Origin of the sequence: Streptacidiphilus sp. MAP12-33 (genome assembly GCF_041261265.1) — a bacterium.
Lineage (GTDB): Bacteria > Actinomycetota > Actinomycetes > Streptomycetales > Streptomycetaceae > Streptacidiphilus.
In genome coordinates this window covers 19063-41197 of sequence record NZ_JBGCCA010000052.1, presented here as the reverse complement: position 1 = coordinate 41197, position 22135 = coordinate 19063, and the positions used below count along the sequence as shown (strand labels likewise).

General features: G+C 72.5%; 19 protein-coding genes. 12 read left to right on the top strand and 7 right to left on the bottom strand.

Annotated features, from left to right (window positions below; genetic code table 11):
* Position 1: 1 nt before the first annotated feature.
* The 7 genes from cysC (at position 2) to ABH931_RS36590 (ending at position 6747) form a co-directional block, all read left to right on the top strand.
* Positions 2–586 (top strand): adenylyl-sulfate kinase, encoded by a 585-nt coding sequence (gene cysC, locus ABH931_RS36620; RefSeq protein WP_370123554.1) that lies wholly within the window; start codon positions 2–4, stop codon positions 584–586.
* Positions 583–1521, top strand: coding sequence for a sulfate adenylyltransferase subunit CysD (cysD, locus tag ABH931_RS36615; protein ID WP_370123551.1), 939 nt, complete (start codon positions 583–585; stop codon positions 1519–1521). The genes cysC and cysD overlap by 4 nt, the downstream gene beginning before the upstream one ends.
* 2 nt (positions 1522–1523) lie before the next feature.
* On the top strand, positions 1524–2801 hold the full coding sequence (locus ABH931_RS36610) for a sulfate adenylyltransferase subunit 1 (RefSeq protein WP_370123548.1): 1278 nt from the start codon (positions 1524–1526) through the stop codon (positions 2799–2801).
* A gap of 243 nt (positions 2802–3044) precedes the next feature.
* Positions 3045–4181 carry an aliphatic sulfonate ABC transporter substrate-binding protein gene (locus tag ABH931_RS36605; protein WP_370123545.1) on the top strand — a complete coding sequence of 379 codons (1137 nt, stop codon included), beginning with the start codon at positions 3045–3047 and terminating at the stop codon, positions 4179–4181.
* Positions 4182–4296: 115 nt separating this feature from the next.
* On the top strand, positions 4297–5079 hold the full coding sequence (locus ABH931_RS36600) for an ABC transporter ATP-binding protein (protein ID WP_370123542.1): 783 nt from the start codon (positions 4297–4299) through the stop codon (positions 5077–5079).
* Positions 5066–5971, top strand: a complete 906-nt coding sequence (locus ABH931_RS36595) for an ABC transporter permease (RefSeq protein ID WP_370123539.1) — start codon at positions 5066–5068, stop codon at positions 5969–5971. The genes ABH931_RS36600 and ABH931_RS36595 overlap by 14 nt, the downstream gene beginning before the upstream one ends.
* Positions 5972–5991: 20 nt before the next feature.
* Positions 5992–6747, top strand: coding sequence for a sirohydrochlorin chelatase (locus tag ABH931_RS36590; protein ID WP_370123536.1), 756 nt, complete (start codon positions 5992–5994; stop codon positions 6745–6747).
* An 18-nt stretch (positions 6748–6765) separates the two neighbouring features.
* On the opposite strand, the gene ABH931_RS36585 is transcribed toward ABH931_RS36590, so the two are convergent.
* The 4 genes from ABH931_RS36585 to ABH931_RS36570 form a co-directional block, all read right to left on the bottom strand.
* Positions 6766–7392 (bottom strand): TOPRIM nucleotidyl transferase/hydrolase domain-containing protein, encoded by a 627-nt coding sequence (locus ABH931_RS36585; protein WP_370123621.1) that lies wholly within the window; start codon positions 7390–7392, stop codon positions 6766–6768.
* An 8-nt stretch (positions 7393–7400) separates the two neighbouring features.
* Entirely contained in the window at positions 7401–7934 is a 534-nt protein-coding gene (locus tag ABH931_RS36580) for a GNAT family N-acetyltransferase (RefSeq protein WP_370123533.1), read from the bottom strand.
* 97 nt (positions 7935–8031) lie between these two features.
* Complete coding sequence (locus tag ABH931_RS36575) at positions 8032–10197, bottom strand: MMPL family transporter (protein WP_370123530.1); 2166 nt, start codon at positions 10195–10197, stop codon at positions 8032–8034.
* A 311-nt stretch (positions 10198–10508) separates the two neighbouring features.
* The gene (locus ABH931_RS36570; RefSeq protein ID WP_370123528.1) at positions 10509–11108 is read right to left on the bottom strand and encodes a TetR/AcrR family transcriptional regulator; all 600 of its coding nucleotides are present in this window, start codon (positions 11106–11108) and stop codon (positions 10509–10511) included.
* A gap of 108 nt (positions 11109–11216) precedes the next feature.
* On the opposite strand from ABH931_RS36570, the gene ABH931_RS36565 reads away from it, so the two are divergent.
* Complete coding sequence (locus ABH931_RS36565) at positions 11217–12167, top strand: beta-ketoacyl-ACP synthase III (RefSeq protein ID WP_370123525.1); 951 nt, start codon at positions 11217–11219, stop codon at positions 12165–12167.
* Positions 12168–12196: 29 nt separating this feature from the next.
* On the opposite strand, the gene ABH931_RS36560 is transcribed toward ABH931_RS36565, so the two are convergent.
* Positions 12197–12901 carry an exonuclease domain-containing protein gene (locus ABH931_RS36560; protein WP_370123522.1) on the bottom strand — a complete coding sequence of 235 codons (705 nt, stop codon included), beginning with the start codon at positions 12899–12901 and terminating at the stop codon, positions 12197–12199.
* A 125-nt stretch (positions 12902–13026) separates the two neighbouring features.
* Between ABH931_RS36560 and ABH931_RS36555 the strand changes: the two genes are divergently transcribed.
* Positions 13027–13437 (top strand): hypothetical protein, encoded by a 411-nt coding sequence (locus tag ABH931_RS36555; protein ID WP_370123519.1) that lies wholly within the window; start codon positions 13027–13029, stop codon positions 13435–13437.
* Here ABH931_RS36555 and ABH931_RS36550 read toward each other — a convergent pair.
* Positions 13386–14642 carry an SAV2148 family HEPN domain-containing protein gene (locus ABH931_RS36550; RefSeq protein WP_370123618.1) on the bottom strand — a complete coding sequence of 419 codons (1257 nt, stop codon included), beginning with the start codon at positions 14640–14642 and terminating at the stop codon, positions 13386–13388. The genes ABH931_RS36555 and ABH931_RS36550 overlap by 52 nt on opposite strands.
* Positions 14643–15024: 382 nt before the next feature.
* On the opposite strand from ABH931_RS36550, the gene glgX reads away from it, so the two are divergent.
* The 3 genes from glgX (at position 15025) to treZ (ending at position 21515) form a co-directional block, all read left to right on the top strand.
* Positions 15025–17151: a glycogen debranching protein GlgX gene (gene glgX, locus ABH931_RS36545; RefSeq protein WP_370123615.1), complete on the top strand. Its 2127-nt coding sequence runs from the start codon at positions 15025–15027 to the stop codon at positions 17149–17151.
* A gap of 197 nt (positions 17152–17348) precedes the next feature.
* Entirely contained in the window at positions 17349–19700 is a 2352-nt protein-coding gene (gene treY / locus ABH931_RS36540; protein ID WP_370123517.1) for a malto-oligosyltrehalose synthase, read from the top strand.
* Between the two features lie 75 nt (positions 19701–19775).
* Positions 19776–21515, top strand: coding sequence for a malto-oligosyltrehalose trehalohydrolase (gene treZ, locus ABH931_RS36535; protein WP_370123514.1), 1740 nt, complete (start codon positions 19776–19778; stop codon positions 21513–21515).
* Here the strand turns inward: treZ and coaE are convergent.
* Positions 21497–22099, bottom strand: coding sequence for a dephospho-CoA kinase (gene coaE, locus ABH931_RS36530; RefSeq protein ID WP_370123511.1), 603 nt, complete (start codon positions 22097–22099; stop codon positions 21497–21499). The two genes, treZ and coaE, sit on opposite strands and share 19 nt — an antisense overlap.
* Positions 22100–22135 lie beyond the last annotated feature (36 nt).

The following is a 22135-nucleotide window of genomic DNA, read 5'->3' as shown; positions in this document are numbered from 1 at the left end:
CATGACCACCACAGCTGACGCACCGGCGGCCTCCACGGCGGCCGCCGTGCAGGCCTGCGGCGCCACCGTGTGGCTGACCGGCCTGCCCAGCGCCGGGAAGACCACGATCGCCTCCGCGCTGGCCGAGCGCCTGCGCGCCGAGGGGCACCGCGTGGAGATCCTCGACGGCGACGAGATCCGCGAGTTCCTCTCGCGCGGCCTCGGCTTCACCCGCGCGGACCGCGACACCAACATCCAGCGGATCGGCTTCGTCGCCGAGCTGCTGGCCTCCAACGGCGTCAAGGTCCTCGCCCCGGTGATCGCGCCCTACGCCGACTCCCGCGCCGCCGTCGCCGCCCGCCACGCCACGCAGCACACCGCCTACCTGGAGGTGCACGTCGCCACCCCGGTCGAGGTCTGCTCCGAGCGGGACGTGAAGGGCCTGTACGCCAAGCAGGCAGCCGGTGAGATCTCCGGTCTGACCGGCGTGGACGACCCCTACGAGGCCCCGGCCTTCCCCGACCTGCGCATCGAGGCGCACACCCAGACGGTGGCCGAGTCCGCCGCCGCCCTGCACGCTCTGCTGACCGAGAGGGGACTGGCGTGACCACCGCAATCTCCCTGCCCGCCGCCGCGCAGGACAACCCCTACGCGCTGTCGCACCTGGACGCGCTGGAGGCCGAGGCGGTCCACATCTTCCGCGAGGTCGCGGGCGAGTTCGAGAACCCGGTGATCCTCTTCTCCGGCGGCAAGGACTCGATCGTGATGCTGCACCTGGCGCTGAAGGCGTTCGCGCCCGCGCCGGTGCCGTTCGCGCTGCTGCACGTGGACACCGGGCACAACTTCCCCGAGGTCATCGAGTACCGCGACCGGACGGTGGCCGAGCACGGCCTGCGTCTGCACGTCGCCTCGGTGCAGGAGTTCATCGACAACGGCCGGCTGCGCGAGCGCCCGGACGGCACCCGCAACCCGCTGCAGACCGTCCCGCTGCTGGACGCCATCGAGACGGGCCGTTTCGACGCCGTCTTCGGCGGCGGCCGCCGCGACGAGGAGAAGGCGCGGGCCAAGGAGCGCGTCTTCTCGCTGCGCGACGAGTTCGGCGCCTGGGACCCGCGCCGTCAGCGCCCCGAGCTGTGGTCGCTCTACAACGGCCGCCACGCGGTCGGCGAGCACGTGCGCGTCTTCCCGCTGTCCAACTGGACCGAGCTGGACGTGTGGCAGTACATCGAGCGGGAGAAGATCGACCTCCCCGAGATCTACTACGCCCACGAGCGCGAGGTGTTCGCCCGCAACGGCATGTGGCTGACCGCCGGTGAGTGGGGCGGCCCCAAGGAGGACGAGACCGTGGAGCGGCGCCTGGTGCGCTACCGCACGGTCGGCGACATGTCCTGCACCGGCGCCGTCGACTCCGACGCCGACACGATCGCTGCCGTGATCACCGAGATCGCCGCGAGCCGCCTGACCGAGCGTGGCGCCACCCGCGCGGACGACAAGATGTCCGAGGCCGCCATGGAAGACCGCAAGCGCGAGGGGTACTTCTAACCATGACTGTGACCGCGGACGAGATCACCGCCACCTCGCTGCTGCGCTTCGCCACGGCCGGCTCCGTCGACGACGGCAAGTCCACCCTGGTGGGACGGCTGCTGCACGACTCCAAGTCGGTGCTGGCCGACCAGCTGGAGGCCGTCGAGCACGCCTCGCGCAAGCGGGGCCAGGAGGCGCCCGACCTGGCGCTGCTGACCGACGGCCTGCGCGCCGAGCGCGAGCAGGGCATCACCATCGACGTGGCCTACCGCTACTTCGCCACCGCGCGTCGCCGGTTCATCCTGGCCGACACCCCGGGGCACGTGCAGTACACCCGCAACATGGTCACCGGCGCCTCGACCGCCGAGCTGGCGGTCGTGCTGGTCGACGCCCGCAACGGCGTGGTCGAGCAGACCCGCCGCCACGCGGCCGTCGCCGCCCTGCTGCGCGTGCCGCACGTGGTGCTGGCCGTGAACAAGATGGACCTGGTCGACTACGCCGAGCCCGTCTTCGCCGCGATCGCCGAGGAGTTCGGCGCCTACGCCGCCTCGCTCGGCGTCAGCGACGTCGTCGCGGTCCCGATCAGCGCGCTGGCCGGCGACAACGTCGTCGAGCCGTCCGCGAACATGGACTGGTACGGCGGCCCCACCCTGCTGGAGCACCTGGAGACGGTGCCGGTCGGCTCCGACCCCAGCGAGGAGCCGGCCCGGTTCCCGGTGCAGTACGTGATCCGCCCGCAGTCGGCCGACAACCCCGACTACCGCGGCTACGCCGGCCAGCTCGCCTCCGGCGTGCTGCGCACCGGCGACACGGTGACCGTGCTGCCGGCCGGGATCACCACCACCGTCGCCGGGATCGACGTGCTCGGCGAGGAGCGCGACATCGCCTGGGCACCGCAGTCGGTGACGGTCCGCCTGGCCGAGGACATCGACATCTCCCGTGGCGACCTGATCGCGGCCGGGCCCGCCCCCGAGCCGACGCAGGACGTCGCCGCCACGGTGGCGCACCTGAACGAGCGCCCGCTGCGCGTCGGCGACAAGGTGCTGCTCAAGCACACCACCCGGACCGTGCGGGCGATCGTCAAGGACATCCCCTACGCGATCTCGGTGGACACCCTGGAGCAGATCGAGCGCCCGGGCAGCCTGAACGTCAACGACCTGGGCCGCGTGGTGCTGCGCACCGCCGAGCCCCTGGCCCTGGACGACTACCGCAGCAACCGCCGCACCGGCTCGTTCCTGCTGATCGACCAGGCCGACGGCACCACCCTCACCGCCGGCATGGCGGGCGAGGCGTTCTGAGGCCGCGGCCTCGACAACGGTTCTGATGAAGGGTCATCACACGATGAGTGGCGAGGCTTACTCGCTCTTCGCGAAGGAAGGCGGGCGCGTCGGCAGCGGCGCGCTCGGGGCCGGCCGCGGCGCCATCGGCGCCTGTCGACCGATGTGCCGCTGACGCGAGGGCACCTGCCCCGCGTCGCACGCAGCCGCACCGCCTGTCCCTGACCGAAGACTTCGCCACTCATCCCGTGAGGAACCTCTCCCATGTCGCAGCGCTCCCGCTCGCCCCGCACCACCCGGATCAGACGAGCCGCCCTGGCCGGCGTCGCCGCCGTGACCGCCGCCGGGCTGCTGACCGCGTGCGGCTACGGCTCGCAGGCCGCCACCTCGTCCTCTGACAACAGTTCCGCCTCCTCGGCCGCGTCGGGTCCGGCGTTGTCGGCGAGCACCGTGCACATCGGCTACTTCGCCAACCTGACGCACGCCACCCCGCTGATCGGCATCCAGGACGGGAAGTTCCAGCAGGCCCTGGGCGGCACGAAGATCGCCACGCAGATCTTCAACGCCGGCCCCAGCGAGATCGAGGCCCTCAACTCCGGCGCCATCGACATCGCCTGGATCGGCCCCTCCCCCGCCATCAACGGCTACGTCAAGTCCCACGGCGCCGCCCTGAAGATCATCTCCGGGGCCACCTCCGGCGGCGCCGAACTCGTCGTCAACCCCGCCACCATCAAGACCCTGGCCGACCTCAAGGGCAAGAAGATCGCCACCCCCCAGGCCGGCAACACCCAGGACGTCGCCCTGCTCAACTACCTCGCGGGCAAGGGCTACAAGGAGGACCCCAAGACCGGCGCGGGCGACGTCTCCGTCATCCGCACCGACAACTCCCTCACGCCCGCCGCCTACGCCGCCGGCCAGATCGACGGCGCCTGGGTCCCCGAGCCAACCGCCTCCAAGCTCGTCTCCGAAGGCGCCAGGATCCTCCTCGACGAGAAGACCCTGTGGCCGAACAACCAGTTCGTCTCCACCAACGTCATCGTCTCCCAGACCTTCCTGACGGCCCACCCCGACGTCGTCAAGGCCGTCCTGAAGGCCTCCGTCGACACCAACGCCTGGATCCAGGCCAACCCCGCCCAGGCCAGGACCGACGCCAACGCCGCCCTGAAGGCCCTCACCGGCAAGGCCCTGTCCACCAAGGTCCTGGACGCCGCCTGGAGCGAGCTCACCGTCACCGACGACCCGCTCGCCGCCTCCCTCCAGGCCGAGGCCCAGCACGCCGTCACCGCCGGCTTCATCAAGCAGCCCGACCTCACCGGCATCTACGACCTGACCCCGCTCAACCAGGTCCTCACCGCCGAGGGCAAGCCCACCGTCTCAGCCGGCGGACTGGGCGCCCAGTAGCCCACCCCAGCTCCGAAGGACGCTCCGGTCCGCGTCGATGCCCAGTCAGCCCGGACCGGAGCGGCCTTCGGCCACAGTCTTCCCCCATCCGCAGCCAGCACCAGGAGGTGACCGCATGACCGCCCTGCTGACCGAGGCCACCCCCGTGGTCGACACCGCCGTCCGGCTCGACCACGTCACCAAGTCCTTCGGCCGCAACACCGCGGCCCACGTCGTCCTGGACGACATCAGCCTGAACGTCGCCCCGGGCGAGTTCGTCTGCCTCCTCGGCGCCTCCGGCTGCGGCAAGTCCACCCTGCTGAACCTCGTCGCGGGGCTGGACCAGCCGACCTCCGGCTCCATCGAGGTGCCCGGCGGGCGGGCCGCGCTGATGTTCCAGGAGCACGCGCTCTTCCCCTGGCTGACCGCCGGCCAGAACATCGAGCTCGCCCTGCGCCTGCGCGGCGTGCCGCGCGGCGAGCGCCGCACCGAGGCCCAGCGCCTGCTGGAGCTGGTGCGCCTCGGCGGCGCCCACGGCAAGCGCATCCACGAGCTCTCCGGCGGCATGCGCCAGCGCGTGGCCATGGCCCGCGCCCTGGCCCAGGACGCCAAGGTCCTGCTGATGGACGAGCCGTTCGCCGCGCTCGACGCGATCACCCGCGACGTGCTGCACGAGGAGCTCATCCAGATCTGGGAAGAGACGAACCTCTCCGTCCTGTTCGTCACCCACAACGTGCGCGAGGCCGTCCGCCTCGCCCAGCGCGTGGTGCTGCTCTCCTCCCGGCCCGGGCGCATCGCCCAGGAGTGGGACATCGACCTGCCGCAGCCGCGCCGTATCGAGTCGGCCGGCGTCGCCGACCTCGCGGTGGAGATCACCGACAAGCTCCGAGGGGAGATCCGCCGCCATGTCCAGCACTGACCTCAAGCCCACCGAGGCGACCTCGAAGCCGGCCTCGGACGTCTCCGACATCAGCGCCGGCCTGGACGCCCTGGAGACCCAGACCGTCGAACGGACCCCGTTCGTCAAGGTCCTCACCGGCAAGGTGCTGCCGCCGCTGATCGCCATCGCGCTGGTGCTGCTGGTGTGGCAGCTCGCGTACTCCGCGCACATCAAGCGCCCGGACCTGCTGCCCAGCCCGCTGGACGTGTGGAACAGCCTGCACGACCAGTGGTTGCAGGGGACCATCCTCTCGGTCATCTGGACCTCCCTCTCGCGCGGTGTGCTCGGGTTCCTGGTCTCCGTCCTCATCGGCACCCCGATCGGCCTGCTGGTCGCCCGGGTCAAGTTCGTCCGGGCCGCGATCGGCCCGATCCTGTCGGGCCTCCAGTCGATCCCGTCGGTCGCCTGGGTGCCCGCCGCCGTCATCTGGTTCGGGCTGTCCAACGCCACCATCTACGCCGTCGTGCTGCTCGGCGCCGTGCCCTCGATCGCCAACGGCCTCGTGGCCGGCGTCGACCAGGTGCAGCCGCTCTACCTGCGGGCCGGCCGCACCCTCGGCGCCACCGGCCTGCGCGGCGTCTGGCACGTCCTGCTGCCGGCCGCACTGCCCGGCTACGTCGCCGGACTCAAGCAGGGCTGGGCCTTCTCCTGGCGTTCGCTGATGGCCGCCGAACTCATCGCCAGCTCCCCCGCACTCGGCCTCGGCCTCGGCGCGCAGCTGGAGTTCTCCCGGCAGAACCTCGACATGCCCGGGGTCCTCGCCACGATCATTCTCATCCTGCTCGTCGGCATCGGGATCGAACTGCTCATCTTCAACCCGATCGAGCGACGCGTGCTGCGCTCCCGCGGCCTGCTGGCCGCCAAGCGCTAGGCCGGACGACCATGACACCGATGACGACGCCCCGCCTGCTCCTCCTCGCGCACGGCAGCCGCGACCCGCGGCACGCCGCGACGATGGACGCGCTCGCCGGCCGGCTCCGGGCCCTGCGCCCGGGGCTGGACGCGCGCGTCGGCTATCTCGACCACTGTGCCCCGCGCATCCCGCGTGCGCTGGAGCAGCTGGCCGAGGAGGGGCAGGCGCCCGTCGTCGCGGTGCCGATGCTGCTGGCGCGCGCCTACCACGCGAAGACCGACATCCCTGGCGTGCTGCGGGAGGCGGCCGCCCGGCTGCCCCGTCTGACCGTCCAGCAGGCCGACGTGCTCGGCCCCTCCCCGCTGTTGTGGCGCGCGCTGGAGCGCCGCCTGGCCGAGGCGGGCGTGCGGCCCTCCGCCGACACCGGCATCGTCCTCGCCTCCGCCGGCTCCTCCGACGCGTCCGCGAACGCGGCCGTCCGCGCGACGGCGGCCGCATGGCAGCGCGCGGCGGGCTGGGGAGGCGTGGCGGTGGCCCACGCCTCCGCCGCGCCCCCGTCCGTCGCCGAGGCAGCCGCCGCCCTGCGCGCCCAGGGCCTGCGCCACCTCGCCGTCGCGCCGTACCTGCTGGCGCCCGGACTGCTCCCGGACCGCATCGCGGCCCAGGCCGCGACGGCGGGCATCCCCGCCGTCGCGGCGCCCATCGGCGCGTCCCCCGACCTCGCCGAGTTGCTGCTGCAACGCTATGCCGAAGCACTGACAATCCGTCCGGCCGCACTGGCCGTCGGGGCGTAGCCGGACAGCTCGGCGCGGTCAGAGGGTGGCGAACAGGCCCGCGAGCGGTGTCGGCACACGGTCCGCCGTCAGCGCCTCGACCAGGACGCGGCCATAGTGGATCTTGCGTCCCCCCTTGGTGCCGAAGAAGCGCCGCAACTGCTGCTGCGGCAGACGGTCGCGCTGTGCGGGCTGGTTCAGGAAGGTCTCCAGGGGGCGCAGGTCGCCCTGCGCGCGGACGAGGTCCCGCACCACGTCGAGGCCCAGCGCGCGGATGAGCTCGTCCTCCAGGTCCGCCCGGCAGACGAAGAACCCCTCCGGATCGGCCCCGGCCCGTTCCCAGCCCCGCGCGTAGTAGCCGGCCTCCTGCTCGTCGCAGAGCCCCGTCAGCCGCAGACCCAGGCCGGACGGGCCGAGCAGGCCCGCGAAGCGGCCCACACTCATCGCACCGCCCATCGGCAGGACGCAGACCCCCTCGGCCGCCAGATCCCGGCCGTGCGCCTCTGCCAGGGCTTCGACCGCGGCGACGTCGCTCAGCCCTTCGAGCAGGACCACGGTCCGCACCGGCAGGCACCCGGCCAGCTCACGCGCCCGCGCGCCGTTCGGGTCCTCGGCGCCGCCTCCCGCGGCCGCCCAGGCGGTGACCGCGTCCCGGAACGAGGTCATACCGACCGTCACAGGGCGATCCAGTAGCGGCGCTTCTTTCCGTGCGCGTAGGTCTTGCGCACGTCCTCCAGCACCCCGCCGTTGCGCTCGATCGTCCGGGCGGAGGCCTCGTTCGCGTCGTCGCAGGTCAGCAGGGTCCGTCGCAGGCCGATCGCGCGGGCGTGCGGGAGGACCGCGGCCAGCGCCCAGGTGGCGACGCCACGGCCGCGCGCGGAGGGGCGGACGCTGTAGCCGATGTGGCCGCCGATGTCGTACAGGAACTGGTTGACGTAGTGCCGCAGGTCGATCGCGCCGAGGTACTCGTCGCCCTCGACGATCCACCAGTGGGTGGCGTGCACCGCGCCCTCCGGCAGTGGCAGCGTCCGGTCGGACTGGACCAGCAGCCGCTCGACCCAGGCGGCGAACCCCTGCTCCGTGTCCAGCTCCAGATCCGTCGCGAGGCGCAGGGCCGTGCCGTCCTGGTGCGCGCCGGGAGGCCACTCCGCGCGGGCGGCGAGCCAGGAGGCGTGCAGTCGCGTGGTCGGCAAGATCAGCTCCGGCATGACCGCGAGGCTACCAGCCGTGCACGAAGGGCCGCAGCCGTTCCGGCTGCGGCCCTTCGTGGTGCCAGCGAGCTGACGCGCAATCAGTCACACGCGCTCAACGGCGGCTGGAGTCCAGCTCGTCGTCCTCGGAGCGGGTGCCCGCCGAGGAGGCGACGATCCGGCTGCCCTCCGCCTTGCGGCGGTCGGCGTGCCCCGGCCACCAGGCGGCGTGGCCGACCAGCGCGGTGAGCGCCGGGGTGAAGAACATCGCCATGACGAAGGCGGCGATCACGATGCCGATGCTGATGGAGAAGCCCATCTCCGCGAAGAGCGAGTTCCCGGCCAGCATCATCGAGGCGAAGGTGCCGGCGAGGATCGCACCGGCCGCCGCGACCGTCGGACCGGCGTGACGCAGGGCCTGCGCCGCCGCCTCGCGGGGCTCGCGGCCCTCACGGGCCTCCTCGCGCAGTCGGGAGATCATCAGGATGTTGTAGTCCGTCCCGATGGCGACGACGAAGAGGTAGATGAAGACCGGCAGCATGAACATCAGGCCGCCCTGGTTGGACAGGTGCTGGAAGACCAGGACCGTCGCACCGAGCGTGGCGGCGAAGCCGAGGCCGACCGAGGCCATGAGGTACCAGGGCGCGACGACGCTGCGCAGCATCAGACCGAGGATCAGCATGATCAGGACCGCGGCGACCGGGAAGACCACGGAGTAGTCGCGGTCGATCGCCTTCTGGATGTCCGCGAAGATCGCGCTCATCCCACCGACCAGCACCTTCGTCCCGTTGGGGGCGTTGGCGTGGGCGACGTCGCGCAGCTTGGCCACCGTGTCGAGGGCCTGGCTGCTGGAGGGGTCGTTGCTGAAGACGACGCTGATGTCGGCCGTGTTGCCCGCGGCGTTGTACCTCGCCGGGGCGACGCTGGCGACCCCGGAGATGTCGAGCTTGGAGCCCAGCGCGTCGACCGCGCTCTTGTCGAGCGGTGTGGAGCTCGTCACGAAGACGTCGGTCGGGGTGGCGGCACCGGCGCTGTAGGCCTTGGTGATGGTGTCCTGGACGACCATCGACTCCACGGTCTTCGGCATCGAGCCGGAGGCGAAGTCGAAGCTCGCCTTGTAGGTCGTGGCGACCAGGGCGATCGCGACCATCAGCACACCGGAGACCACCGCGACCAGGGCCGGGCGGCGCTTGACGGTGTTGCCCATCGCGGCGAAACGCGAGCCCTCGGGCTCGATCTGCCACTTCTTCGACGGCCAGAACAGGACACGCGGCGGGATCCAGGAGAACACCGCGGGCACCAGCGTCAGACCGGCGAGCAGGGTGACACCGACGGAGATCGCCAGCGAGGGGCCCATCTGCTTGAGGAAGGAGATGGACGACAGGCTCAGCGCGAGGAAGGCGATGATCACGGTGCCGGCGGCGGAGGCGATGGCCTCGCCGACGCGGCCGACCGCGTTGATCATGGCTTCCTTGTGGTCCTCACCGGCGCGCAGGCGTTCGCGGTAGCGGAACATCAGGAACAGGATGTAGTCCGTGCCGACGCCGAAGAGCACCACGATGAGGATGCCGGAGACCGAGGCGTTGTAGGACAGGTTGAGCGCCGTGGTGACGTCGGCGATCAACCCGTTGGCCGCCACCAGCACCACACCGATCAGCAGGATCGGCAGGATCGCCATCAGCGGCGCCCGGAAGATCAGCAGCATCGCCAGGATGATGATGACGAACGTGCCCAGGCCGATGATGGCCTGGCCGGTCTTGTTGGAGTCGGCCTGGTCCAGGACCTGGGCCGCGCTACCGCCGACCTTGGCGGTCAGGTCGGTGCCCTTGGTCAGGTCGGCCACGTCCGCGCGGATCGCCTTGGCGGCGTCCGACATCTTCTGCTGGTCCGAGCTGTTGTTGCCGAGGTTGACCATGCCCAGGCCGTACAGGCCGTCCTTGGAGAACGGCGCCGGGTAGACACCCTGGTTGAGCGGGATGTCCTTCTTCGCGGACAGCTCGTTGTTGATCGCCGTGACCTGGGCCTTGTCCGCCGCGGTCAGGGGCTTTCCGTCGGCGCGCTGGAACAGGATCTCCGCGCCCGGGGTGAACTTCGACGGGAAGGCCGACTGCTGGAGCTCCATCGCCTGGATGGACTCGTAGCTCTTCGGCAGGAAGCTGCTCTCGTCACTGTTCGACGACAGCGTCGGTGCCGAGGCCGCGATGGCGACCGCGGCCACGATCCATGCGATCAGTGTCCAGAACGGGTGTCGGACGACGACCCGTCCGATCCGGTGAAACATGTCGATTGCCCCTCCACGGCATGGATCACCGCCACCCCGGGTGAGGTCGTGGGCAGGGCGATCTGGCCACCCGACTCGCTCGGACGGCAGGAAATTTCGTAGTGTGTGGGCATCCTAAGGAACTTACTTGCCGCCCGGCAAGTCAGTAACGCGGCGTCGCGCCCGCCACCGATCTCCCCGTCGGCAACCCCAGGTCTGCCTCGATCATCCTGCCTGCCGCCAGGGGCGGAAGTCCTCGTCCCCCGGGTGGATCCGTCTCCTGCTCAGGGTGGAGATTCACCCCTGAGCCGGCGCTCCGGGTCGGCCGGAGCTCAGGCGCCGAGGAGGCGGCACAGCGAGCGCCGGGCGCGCTCGGGCGCGGCCCGGTCGCCCTGGAGCTGCAGGAAGTGGTTGAGCGCCAGCATCACACCGACCAGGTCGTAGACCAGCTGGCCGACGTCGGTGTCGGCCGGGAGCTCGCCGCCGTGGACCGCCAGCCGGGCCTGGATCCGCAGGTCCCGCTGCCACACGGCGCTCATCCCCGCGATCGCGTCCCGCACCGGCCCGCCGCGGTCGTCGAACTCGGTCGCGGCGGCGGTGAAGAAGCAGCCGCCCGGCAGCACATGGCGCTCCAGGTACGCCACCCACGCCTCGCACATCGCCCGCAGGCGCGCGAGCCCGGCCGGCACCTGGGGCACGCGTTCGGGCACCTCGCGCGCGAAGACCTCGGCCGCCTCGTCGACCACGGCCAGTTGCAGGCTCTCCTTGGTGCCGAAGTGCCCGAGCACCCCCGCCTTGCTCATGCCCAGGTCACCGGCCAGCCGACCGATCGTCAGCCCCTCCAGCCCCTCCGTCGAGGCGAGCTCCAAGCTGCGGTCGACGATGCGCCGCCGGGTCAGGCGGCTTTCAGCGACGGACTTCCGAGGGCTCATGAATCGCCATGATACCGACCCCCACATATAGCTTCCGAACGATCGATTGCTATATTCCCGCCCATCACCCGACGATCAAGCGATCCTCTAGCCGTGGAGAGAAGACCCGTGTCTGGTTCCCGCATCACCGCGCTCGGCCACTACCAGCCCTCCCGTGTCCTCACCAACGCCGACCTCGAACAGCTCGTCGAGACGAACGACGCGTGGATCCGCCAGCGCACCGGGATCGCGACGCGACGGATCGCGGCCGAGGAGGAGACCGTCGCCGACATGGCCGCCGAGGCGGCGGCCAAGGCGCTCGCCTCCTCCGGCCTGGAACCGGCCGACATCGGCCTGGTCACCGTCGCCACCTGCAGCAACCGGGACCGCTGCCCCTCCACCGCCGCGCAGGTGGCCGCGCGCCTCGGCATCCCCTCCGCCGTCTGCTACGACCTCAACAACGGCTGCGCCGGTTTCTGCACCGCGCTCGCCACCGCCGACCACACGCTGCGCGCGGGCGCGGCGCGACACGCCCTGGTGATCGGCGCGGAGAAGATGTCCGACCTGCTGGAGTGGACGGACCGCAGCACCTGCATCCTCCTCGGCGACGGCGCGGGCGCGGCGGTCGTCTCCCTGACCGGGACGGAGCGCGCCGGCATCGGCCCTGTCGTCTGGGGCTCCGACCCGACGCGCGGCGACGCGGTCCGCCTGATGGGCGCGTGGCAGCCGCGGTTCGCCCAGGAGGGCCAGTCGGTCTTCCGCTGGGCCACGAGCGAGCTCCCCGCGATGGCGCGCGAGGCCTGCGCGCGGGCAGGCGTGACGCCGGCCGGGCTCGGGGGTGTCGTCACGCACCAGGCGAACCTGCGCATCATCGAGTCGCTGACCCGGCACCTCGGTCTGCGCGAGGACGTCGTGATCGCCCGCGACGTGGTCGACTCGGGCAACACCTCGGCGGCGTCGGTCCCGTTGGCACTCGCCAAGCTCGTCGAATCCGGCGAGCTCGCCTCCGGCACCCCCGTCCTCACCTTCGCCTTCGGCGGCGGCCTCTCCTGGGCCGGCCAGGTCATCACCTGCCCATAGGTCGCACTCACCTCAGGCGAGGCGCAAGGTCAGCGCGCCGGCCAGGAGCGGTCGACGACGGCTGCCGGGTCCTTCTTGGTGCGGAGCCACTCCTCCAGGCCGGAGGCCCACTGCGCGTGCCAGGCCACCTGGCGCTCGTGCAGGAGCGCAGGCTCCACCTCGCCCGCCTCGCGCGGGTACCGTGCGCCGAGGGCGAGGGCGACCCGGACCGCGGCCAGCGCGTCCGCTCCGGCCTCGTGGGCGTCGTCCAGGCGGACGCCGTACACCGCGCAGGCGTTCTCCAGCGAGCGCGAACCCTTGCGGTACCTGTCCAGGGCCCGGTCCACCACCAGCGGGTCCACCACCGGGCCCACCGGCGCGCCGCCCAACTGCCGCTCCAGCGAGGGCAGGTCGTGCCGCCGCAGCTCCGCCGCCAGCAGGCTGAGGTCGAAGGGGGCGTTGTAGACCACCACGGGTATGCCCGCCCGCCAGTAGGCGACCAGCGCCGCCGCGACCTCGGCCACCACGTCCCCCGCCGGCCGTCCCTCGGCCACCGCGCGCCGCGTGGTGATGCCGTGGACCGCCGTGGCCTCCGCCGGGATGGCGACGCCGGGATCGGCCAGCCACTCGCGGCAGCGGACCGGCTCGCCCTCCTTGACCTCCACCAGGGCGGCCGTGACGATGCGTGACTCGGCGGGCTCCGTACCGGTGGTCTCCAGGTCGAAACCGACCAGCATGTCGTGCAACCAGCTCATCAAGCGCGTCCTCTCGTCCCGTCGGCCACCATCATCGCGCGCGGCACTGACAGGCCGGCGGGCAGGTTCCCCTCGAAGCTCCCCTCGCGCCACACTGGAGCGGTGCCGAACCGGGAGGGGGACCCGTGGACGAGCTGACGGCTCTGCGCCACCAGTGGGTGGAACAGTCGCGGGAGGTGGGCCGGCTGGGCCGCCTCTGCCAGGAACTGGAGGGGCAACCGGAGCGGCAGGCGGCCGTGGCCGAACAGCTCGACGCGGCGCTGGGCGCGCTCCGCCCGCTGACCAAGCGTCTGCTGGCGGCGCAGCGCCGCAAGGAGCGGTCGGCAGCCGCCGTCGGCGCCGTCCTGTCGGTGGCCGGGGTCGCGCAGTTCGGGATGGGCCTCCAGGACCGGGACTGGATCCTGGTCTGCGTCGGTGCGCTGCTCACCGCGATCGCGCTGCCGACGACGCTGCGCCTGCTCGTCCGCCGGCGCCGCAGGACCGCTCAGGACACCGGACGCGAGTCGCCCCAGGCGCCCTCGAACTCCTCCTGGTAGACCTGGAACAGCCCCGGCTCGGGCGGGCGTCCCGGCGCCAGCGGCACGGCCGAGCCGCCGCGCAGGACCAGGACCGGGGACTCCATGCCCCGGCTGCGCCGCAGGTAGGGCTGCACGACGCCGAGGCCGTCGGGGCTGTCCCCGTCGACGAGGTAGGCGGAGGCGCGCGGCAGCTCGTCGTAGACGCGGATCTCGAAGGCGCCCGCGTCACGCAGCCGGGAACGGACCCGGCGCACGTGCATGATGTTCGTCTCCACCTGCTTGCCCAGCTCGCCGCGGCCGAGGCCGAGTTCGCGTTCCCGTCTGCGCAGGGTGCTGCTCGCGGGGTTGAGGAAGAGGAGCCGGATCCGGCAGCCGGTGTCGGCCAGCTGGACCAGGCGCCGTCCGGTGAAGTTCTGGCAGAGCAGGTTGAGCCCGATGCCGACGGCGTCCAGCCGCCGCGCCCCGGCCAGCAGGTCCTCGACGGGCAGCGTGCGCTGGAGCCGGACCCGGTCCTGGTGGACCCCGATCACATCGGCGTAGCGGTCGCCGATCAGCTCCTCGACGGCGTCGACGGGGGCACGCATCCCGTGGGTGCTCGCGGCCGCCGCGGCCTCGCGGCCCGCGCCGTCGAGCAGGAGCAGCAGCCGCGCGGAGGCGCGCTCGGCCTGGGAGAGGACGTTCTCGGTCAGGGTGCGGTTGCGGGAGACGACGTGCCGGGCCACCTCCAGCTCGTCCAGCGCCAGCTCTATCTCGCGCCGGTCGCCCAGGAAGGGCTCGAAGCAGGGCCAGTGCTGCACCATCAGCTCGCGCAGCTGCGGCAGGGTGAGGAAGACGACGAGGGCGTCGTCGTCCGGATCGAGCAGATACCCCTTGCGGCGGCTGACCTCGCGGACGGCTCCCGCGCGCTGCACCCACTCCTCGCCGGCCGGTCCGGCCGCGGCGATGACCCAGTCGTCCCCGTGGGCCGGCTCGTAGACGGGCCGCAGCACCTCGGCGACGACGGAGCGCAGGCGCTGCTCGACGAGGTTCAGCCAGACGTAGGCACGTCCGGCGCGGCCCACGCGCAGGCGGGCCTCCTCCCAGGCCCCGGTGGGCCAGGCGAGCGAAGGCTCCAGCGGGCCGGACTGCGTCGGAACGGTCCGGCCGGAGCCGGTCCGGACCACGACGGTGGGAACGTCGCCCCGTGCCGCGTTCCCCGGGGAACCCCCGTCGGGGACCACCATTCCGGACTTCACCGTCCCTATTCCGCGTCATCCCGCTTGCTCTGGACGACCGTTGGAACGTACGCCGGAGCGCCGCGCCGATCGGCCGCGCCCACACGCTACCGCGCCGAGCGGCCGGATGCGGGCCGTCCGGGTCGGCCCGGACGATCAAGACTACTGCCAATCCGGAGACCGGCGCAGCAGTTCGAGCGCCACGGTGACACGCGTCGCCCTCACAGTAGAGAGGACAGACACTCGTTCGGGCGAAGAACCGGCAAGTCTGTCATGGGAACCGGTGTGCTACGTCACGATGCAGACGGACATGACGATCTGTCGGGCCGGGCATCACGCCAAGAGGGCCGCCCCACCGCGCACGATCCCCGAGCAGGATTGGTTGAGGACCATGCAAGTCTGGCCGGGCCAGCCGTACCCCCTGGGTGCCACCTACGACGGTGCCGGGACGAACTTCGCCGTCTTCTCCGAGGCGGCGGAACGGATCGAGCTGTGCCTGCTCGCCGAGGACGGCTCGGAGACCTCGGTCGAGCTGCGCGAGACGGACGCCTTCGTCCGCCACGCCTACCTGCCGGGCGTGCAGCCCGGCCAGCGCTACGGCTTCCGCGTCCACGGGCCGCACGACCCGGCCCGCGGGCTGCGCTGCAACAGCGCCAAGCTGCTGCTGGACCCGTACGCCAAGGCCATGAGCGGCCGGGTCGACTGGGACGAGTCCGTCTACGGCTACCACTTCGGCGCGCCCGAACGCCGCAACGACCTCGACTCCGCCCCCCACACCATGGCCTCGGTCGTGGTGAACCCGTACTTCGACTGGGGCAACGACCGCCCGCCGCGCACCGACTACCACCGCACGGTCATCTACGAGGCCCACGTGAAGGGCCTGACCAAGGTGCACCCGGGCATCCCGGAGGACATCCGCGGCACCTACGCCGGGATCGCGCACCCGGCCGTGATCGAGCACCTGGTCAAGCTCGGCGTCACCGCGCTGGAGCTGATGCCGGTGCACCAGTTCGTCGACGACCACCGGCTGACCGATCTGGGTCTGGCCAACTACTGGGGCTACAACACCATCGGTTTCTTCGCCCCGCACGGCGCGTACTCCTCCCTCGGCGACCGCGGCCAGCAGGTCCAGGAGTTCAAGTCGATGGTCAAGGCCCTGCACGCAGCCGGCATCGAGGTCATCCTCGACGTGGTCTACAACCACACCGCCGAGGGCAACCACCTGGGCCCCACCCTGGCCTTCCGCGGCCTGGACAACCCCTCCTACTACCGGCTCGCCGAGGACCGCCGGTACTACGAGGACACCACCGGCACCGGCAACAGCCTGCTGATGCGCAGCCCGCACGTGCTCCAGCTGATCATGGATTCGCTGCGCTACTGGGTCACCGAGATGCACGTCGACGGCTTCCGCTTCGACCTCGCGGCCACCCTGGCCCGCCAGTTCCACGAGGTGGACCGGCTCTCCTCCTTCTTCGACCTGGTCCAGCAGGATCCGGTGGTCTCCCAGGCCAAGCTCATCGCCGAGCCCTGGGACTTGGGCGAGGGCGGCTACCAGGTCGGCAACTTCCCCCCGCTGTGGACGGAGTGGAACGGCCGCTACCGCGACACCGTGCGCGACCTGTGGCGTGGCGAGAACGCCACGCTGGCGGAGTTCGGCTCGCGCCTGACGGGCTCCTCCGACCTGTACCAGGACGACGGCCGCCGTCCTATCGCCAGCATCAACTTCGTCACCTGCCACGACGGTTTCACCCTGCGGGATCTGGTCTCCTACAACCAGAAGCACAACGACGCCAACGGCGAGGACAACCGCGACGGCGAGAGCTTCAACCGGTCCTGGAACTGCGGCGTCGAGGGCGACACGGACGACCCGACGGTGCTGGGCCTGCGCTCGCGCCAGCAGCGCAACTTCATCGCCACGCTGCTGCTCAGCCAGGGCGTGCCGATGCTGCTGCACGGCGACGAGTTCGGCCGCAGCCAGGGCGGCAACAACAACGCCTACTGCCAGGACAACGAGATCTCCTGGGTCCGCTGGCCGCTGCTCGACGAGGAGAGCCCGGCCGGCCAACTGCTGGAGTTCACAAGGCACATGGTCTGGCTGCGGCGCGACCATCCGGTCTTCCGGCGGCGCCGCTTCTTCCACGGGCGCCCGGTCTCGGGCACCCACGACGAGCTGACGGACATCGCCTGGTTCACCAACGAGGGCCAGGAGATGGCGGCGCGCGACTGGCGCGCCTCGTTCGCCAAGTCGCTCACGGTGTTCCTGAACGGCAACGCGATCTCGGAGCCGGACCGGCGCGGCGGCCGGATCACGGACGACTCCTTCCTGCTGCTGTTCAACGCGGACGCCGAGCCGCTGGAGTTCGTGGTGCCGGTCAACCACGGCCAGGAGTGGCAGGTGGTGGTCGACACCTCCCTGCCGTGGACGATCGCCCCGGGCACGGGCGCGAAGGTCCGCGCGGGCGAGACGCTCCGCTTGGTCGACCGGTCGATGATGGTCCTCCAGCGGCCGTCGGCCTGAGGCGCACAGCGCCTCCAGGGGCGCGGGGCTCTGCTGATATGCGGCTCCGCCGCGTGAGCGCGAGACACCACCGACGAGCGAATGGCCCTGCACGTTCGGCCCAGCAGCTGCGTGGGTGGCTTGTCGCGCAGTTCCCCGCGCCCCTAAAGGCCCCGCCCCAGTCGTGGCACCACGCCGGATGGGGTAGGCGTGTAGGTATGACGACCGCCGAGCGACGTCCACCGACGGCCAGCTACCGGCTGCAACTGCAGCCGGGCTTCGGGTTCGGGGAGGCCGCCGACGCCGTGCCGTACCTGGCGGGGCTCGGCGTCTCGCATCTGCACCTCTCCCCCGTGCTCCAGGCCGTGCCCGGCTCCCGACACGGGTACGACGTCGTCGACCACGGCCGGATCAGCGCCGACCACGGCGGGGAGGAGGGCCTGCGCGCGCTCGCCGCGCGTGCGCGCGCCCACGGGCTGGGGCTGATCGCGGACATCGTGCCCAACCACATGGCCGCGCCCACCCCGCTGCATCTCAACCGCGCCCTGTGGCGCACCCTGCGCGAGGGCCCGCGGTCGCCGTTCGCCGCCTGGTTCGACATCGACTGGCCCGCCCAGGCGTGCCGGGTACTGCTGCCGGTGCTCGGCGACCGGCTCGGCGCCGTCCTCGCGGACGGCGGGTTCAGCGTGGCCTCGGGCGGCGGGCCCGACGGGGACGAGCCGGTGCTGCGCAGCGGCCCGCACGTCTTCCCACTGCGCCCGGGCACGGAGCAGCTCCCGCTGACCGAGCTGCTGGCACGCCAGTGGTACCGGCCCGCCTGGTGGCGGCTGGCCCGCACCGAGCTGAACTACCGGCGCTTCTTCACCGTCAGCGAGCTGATCGCCGTCCGCGTCGAGCTGCCGGATGTCTTCGAGGCCACGCACGCCCTGCTCGTCCGCCTCCACCGGGAGGGCGTGCTGGACGGCTTCCGGGTCGACCACCCCGACGGCCTGGCCGAGCCCCGCGGCTACCTGCGGCGCCTGCGCGAGGCCACGGGCGGGGCCCATGTCGTCGTCGAGAAGATCCTCACGGGCCAGGAGCGCCTCCCGGCCGACTGGCCCTGCGCGGGCACGACCGGCTACGACGCGTTGCGGCACATCGACGGGGTGCTGACCGACGCGGACGGTGTGCGCCGGGCGCTGCGCCCGCCGGCGGGCGGTGCGGCGGGCGCGGGGCTGCGCGGCAAGGCGGAGCTGGTGCGCCCGCAGGGCGAGCTGGACGCGGAGGTGGAGCGACTGGTGCGCGAGGTGCAGGAAACCTGCGCGGGCGACAGCGCCAGGAGCGATCATCCGGCGTGGGCCGTGCGTCAGGCCGTCGCGGGCCTGCTCGCCGGGTTCCCCCGCTACCGGCCCTACCCCGTCCCGGGCGAGCCGCTGCCGGACGCCGACATCGCCGCGCTGCGGGCCGCGCCGGACGAGGCGCTCGTCCCCGCCGTGTTCGCCGGGACGGCCGCGCTCGTCAGGGAGCTGCTGATCGACCCGGGCTCCCCCGCGTCGCTGCGCGCCCGCTTCGCCCAGACGGCCGCGGCGGTCGCCGCCAAGGGCGTCGAGGACACGGCCTACTACCGGCACCACCCACTGCTCTCCCTCAACGAGGTCGGCGGCGACCCGGCCCACCCGGGCCTGAGCCCGGAGGACTTCCACACCTTCTGCGCCCATCTGGCCGACGAGTGGCCGGGCACCATGACGGCGCTGTCCACCCACGACACCAAGCGCAGCGCGGATGCCCGCGCCCGGCTGGCGGTGCTGGCCGAGCTGCCCGAGGAATGGCTCGCCGAGCGCACCGCCTGGTCCGCGCTGGTGCCGGGCGGCGGGCTGCCGCAGGACCGGGCAGCGGAGGACCTGATCTGGCAGACGACGCTCGCCGCGTGGCCGATCGACGGCGAGCGGCTTGCCGAGGTGGCCCTCAAGTCCGTCCGCGAGGCCAAGCTGCACACCACCTGGACGGACCCCGACCCCGGCTACGAGCGTGCGGTCGAGGCGCTGGCCCGTTCCATACCCGCGAACAAGGCACTCGCCGCCCGCATCGGCGCGTTCGTGGAGCGCCTCGCCCCGCACGCTCGCGCCAACTCCCTGGGCGCGGCCCTGCTGCACCTGACCATGCCGGGCGCGCCGGACCTGTACCAGGGCAGCGAGTTCCCGCTCCACACCTTGGTCGACCCGGACAACCGCAGTGTCGTGAGCTTTCCGCCGGGAGGCCTTGAAGCCGCAGCGCCCCCCGCCGCCGAGAAGGCCGCGCTCACCCGGACGGCCCTGCTGGCCAGAGCCCGCCTGGACCCCAAGGCGTCCTACGCCGTCTGGCCGACACCCTCCCCGCACGCGCTCGCCTTCCTCCGCGGCGAGGAGCTGCTGACCGTCGTCACCCGTCTCCCCCACGGCCTTGAACAGGCCGGGGGCTGGCGCGACGCCGCACTCTCGCTCCCGGACGGCTCCTGGACGAACCTGCTGACGGACGGCGGGGGCTGCACGGGCGCGGTCCGGCTCGCCGACCTGCTCGCCCGTCGGCCCGTCGCGCTGCTGCGCCGCGGCTGACGCGCTACCGCCGCCCGGCGGACCGGGCCACGCGTGGCGCATGCCCGGCCGCCCCCGGCGGGTAGGACCTCCGGTATGCCGACTCCCGCTCAGCCCACCGCCCGCCGCCCGCACCGCTTCACCGTCTGGGCCCCCGAGGCCTCCGGCGTCGAGGTGGAGGTCGACGCGGCGGTCCACGCGATGCGGCCGGACCAGGCGCGTCCCGGGTGGTGGGAGGCCGGGGTGGCGGCGGATCCGCACGGCAGCCGCTACGGGTTCCGCCTGGACGGCGGACCGACGCGGCCCGACCCGCGCTCGGCCCGGCAGCCGGACGGGCCGGACGGGCTCTCGCAGCTCGTCGACCACGCCGCGTTCCAGTGGCGCACCGCCGCCTGGCCGGGCCGGTCGCTCGACGGCGCGGTCCTGTACGAGCTGCACGTCGGGACGTTCACCCCCGGTGGCACCTTCGACGCGGCCGTGGAGCGCCTCCCCCATCTGGTCGAGCTCGGCGTCACCCACATCGAGCTGATGCCCGTCTGCCCGTTCCCCGGCCGCCACGGCTGGGGCTACGACGGGGTGGCGCCCTGGGCGGTGCACGAGCCCTACGGCGGCCCCGACGCGCTCAAGCGCCTGGTCGACGCGGCACACGCGCTCGGACTCGGCGTGGTCCTGGACGTGGTCCACAACCACCTCGGCCCGTCCGGCAACCATCTGCCCGCCTACGGACCGTACTTCACCGACCGTCACCACACCCCCTGGGGCGCGGCGGTGAACCTGGACGCACCCGGGTCGGACGAGGTGCGCGCCTACTTCATCGGCAGCGCGCTGGCCTGGCTGCGCGACTACCGGATCGACGGACTACGGCTCGACGCCGTGCACGCCCTGGTCGACACCCGCGCGCTGACCTTCCTGGAGGAGCTCGCCGCCGGTGTCGACGAGCTCGCCGAGCGCACCGGCCGGCCGCTGTTCCTGATCGGCGAGTCGGACCTGAACGACCCCCGTCTGGTCACCGCCCGTGAGGCCGGCGGGATCGGGCTCGCCGGCCAGTGGAGCGACGACTTCCACCACGCCCTGCACGCCGCGCTGACCGGCGAGGGGCAGGGCTACTACGCCGACTTCGCGGAGCGCCCGCTGCTTGCGGTGGCCAAGACGCTCTCCCACGGCTTCTTCCACGACGGCACCTGGTCCAGCTTCCGCGGCCGCACCCACGGCCGTCGGATCGACGCGTCGCGCACCCCGGCCCACCGCCTGCTGGGCTACACCCAGACCCACGACCAGGTCGGCAACCGCGCCCGCGGCGACCGGCTCGCCGCATCGCTCTCCCCCGGCCTGCTCGCGGCCGGGGCGGCGCTGACGCTGCTCGCGCCGTTCACGCCGATGCTGTTCATGGGCGAGGAGTGGGGCGCGACGACGCCGTGGATGTACTTCACCGACCACCAGGACCCGGCCCTCGCCCAGGCGGTCCGCGAGGGCCGCCGCCGGGAGTTCGCGGAGCACGGCTGGAAGCCGGAGGAGATCCCCGACCCGCAGGCGGAGTCGACGTACCTCGCCTCGCAGCTCGACTGGAACCAGCCAGGGCAGGAGCCGCACGCCACGCTGCTGGACTGGTACCGCCGCCTGATCCGGCTGCGCCCGCTCGCATCCGGCCCGGTGCGGGTGCGGTCCGACGAGGACGGCCGCTGGCTGACGATGCGCCGCGGCGAGCTGGTGGTCGGCGTGAGCCTCGCCGGCACCCCGGCGGAGCTGCCGCCCGGCACGGTCCTGGCGCAGTTCCCGCCGACGGTGACCGTGCTCCGGGTTCAGGCCGGGCCGGCCGGTCAGGCCTCGGGCCGGTAGGCGACGAGCTTCTCCCACACGTCGCCGACCTGGGGAGCGAGGCGCTCCAGGGGACCGTCGTTGTCGATCACCAGATCCGCGACGGCGAGGCGCGCCTCCCGGCTCGCCTGGGCGGCCATCCGCGCCCGGGCGTCCTCCTCCTTCATCCCGCGCAGCTCGACAAGGCGGCGCACCCGCGTCTCGTCGGCCGCGTCGACGACCACGACGAGGTCGTAGAACGGCGCGAGCCCGTTCTCTGCCAGCAGCGGGACGTCGTGCACGACCACGGCCTCAGGCCCGGCGGCGGCCTCCAGCTCGGCGGAGCGGCGGCCGACGAGGGGGTGCACGATCGCGTTCAGGGCCGCGAGCTTCTCGGGATCGGCGAAGACGATCGCACCGAGCCCCGGCCGGTCGAGTGAACCGTCGGCGGCGAGGACCCCGTCGCCGAACTCGGCGACCACGGCCGCGAGGCCTTCCGTGCCGGGCGCGACGACCTCGCGGGCGATCAGATCCGCGTCGACGATCACAGCACCGTGCGCCGCGAGCAGCGCCGAGACGGCGCTTTTGCCCGCACCGATACCGCCGGTCAAACCCACCTTCACCATGGCATGCAACCTAGCAGTCAGTTGCACTCTCCAGGG

Coding starts and splice junctions, on each gene's coding strand:
- cysC (WP_370123554.1), top strand. CDS start 2: ATGACCACCACAGCTGACGCACCGGCGGCCTCCACGGCGGCCGCCGTG.
- ABH931_RS36610 (WP_370123548.1), top strand. CDS start 1,524: ATGACTGTGACCGCGGACGAGATCACCGCCACCTCGCTGCTGCGCTTC.
- ABH931_RS36605 (WP_370123545.1), top strand. CDS start 3,045: ATGTCGCAGCGCTCCCGCTCGCCCCGCACCACCCGGATCAGACGAGCC.
- ABH931_RS36600 (WP_370123542.1), top strand. CDS start 4,297: ATGACCGCCCTGCTGACCGAGGCCACCCCCGTGGTCGACACCGCCGTC.
- ABH931_RS36595 (WP_370123539.1), top strand. CDS start 5,066: ATGTCCAGCACTGACCTCAAGCCCACCGAGGCGACCTCGAAGCCGGCC.
- ABH931_RS36590 (WP_370123536.1), top strand. CDS start 5,992: ATGACGACGCCCCGCCTGCTCCTCCTCGCGCACGGCAGCCGCGACCCG.
- ABH931_RS36585 (WP_370123621.1), bottom strand. CDS start 7,392: ATGACCTCGTTCCGGGACGCGGTCACCGCCTGGGCGGCCGCGGGAGGC.
- ABH931_RS36580 (WP_370123533.1), bottom strand. CDS start 7,934: ATGCCGGAGCTGATCTTGCCGACCACGCGACTGCACGCCTCCTGGCTC.
- ABH931_RS36575 (WP_370123530.1), bottom strand. CDS start 10,197: ATGTTTCACCGGATCGGACGGGTCGTCGTCCGACACCCGTTCTGGACA.
- ABH931_RS36570 (WP_370123528.1), bottom strand. CDS start 11,108: ATGAGCCCTCGGAAGTCCGTCGCTGAAAGCCGCCTGACCCGGCGGCGC.
- ABH931_RS36560 (WP_370123522.1), bottom strand. CDS start 12,901: ATGAGCTGGTTGCACGACATGCTGGTCGGTTTCGACCTGGAGACCACC.
- ABH931_RS36550 (WP_370123618.1), bottom strand. CDS start 14,642: ATGGTGGTCCCCGACGGGGGTTCCCCGGGGAACGCGGCACGGGGCGAC.
- glgX (WP_370123615.1), top strand. CDS start 15,025: ATGCAAGTCTGGCCGGGCCAGCCGTACCCCCTGGGTGCCACCTACGAC.
- treY (WP_370123517.1), top strand. CDS start 17,349: ATGACGACCGCCGAGCGACGTCCACCGACGGCCAGCTACCGGCTGCAA.
- treZ (WP_370123514.1), top strand. CDS start 19,776: ATGCCGACTCCCGCTCAGCCCACCGCCCGCCGCCCGCACCGCTTCACC.
- coaE (WP_370123511.1), bottom strand. CDS start 22,099: ATGGTGAAGGTGGGTTTGACCGGCGGTATCGGTGCGGGCAAAAGCGCC.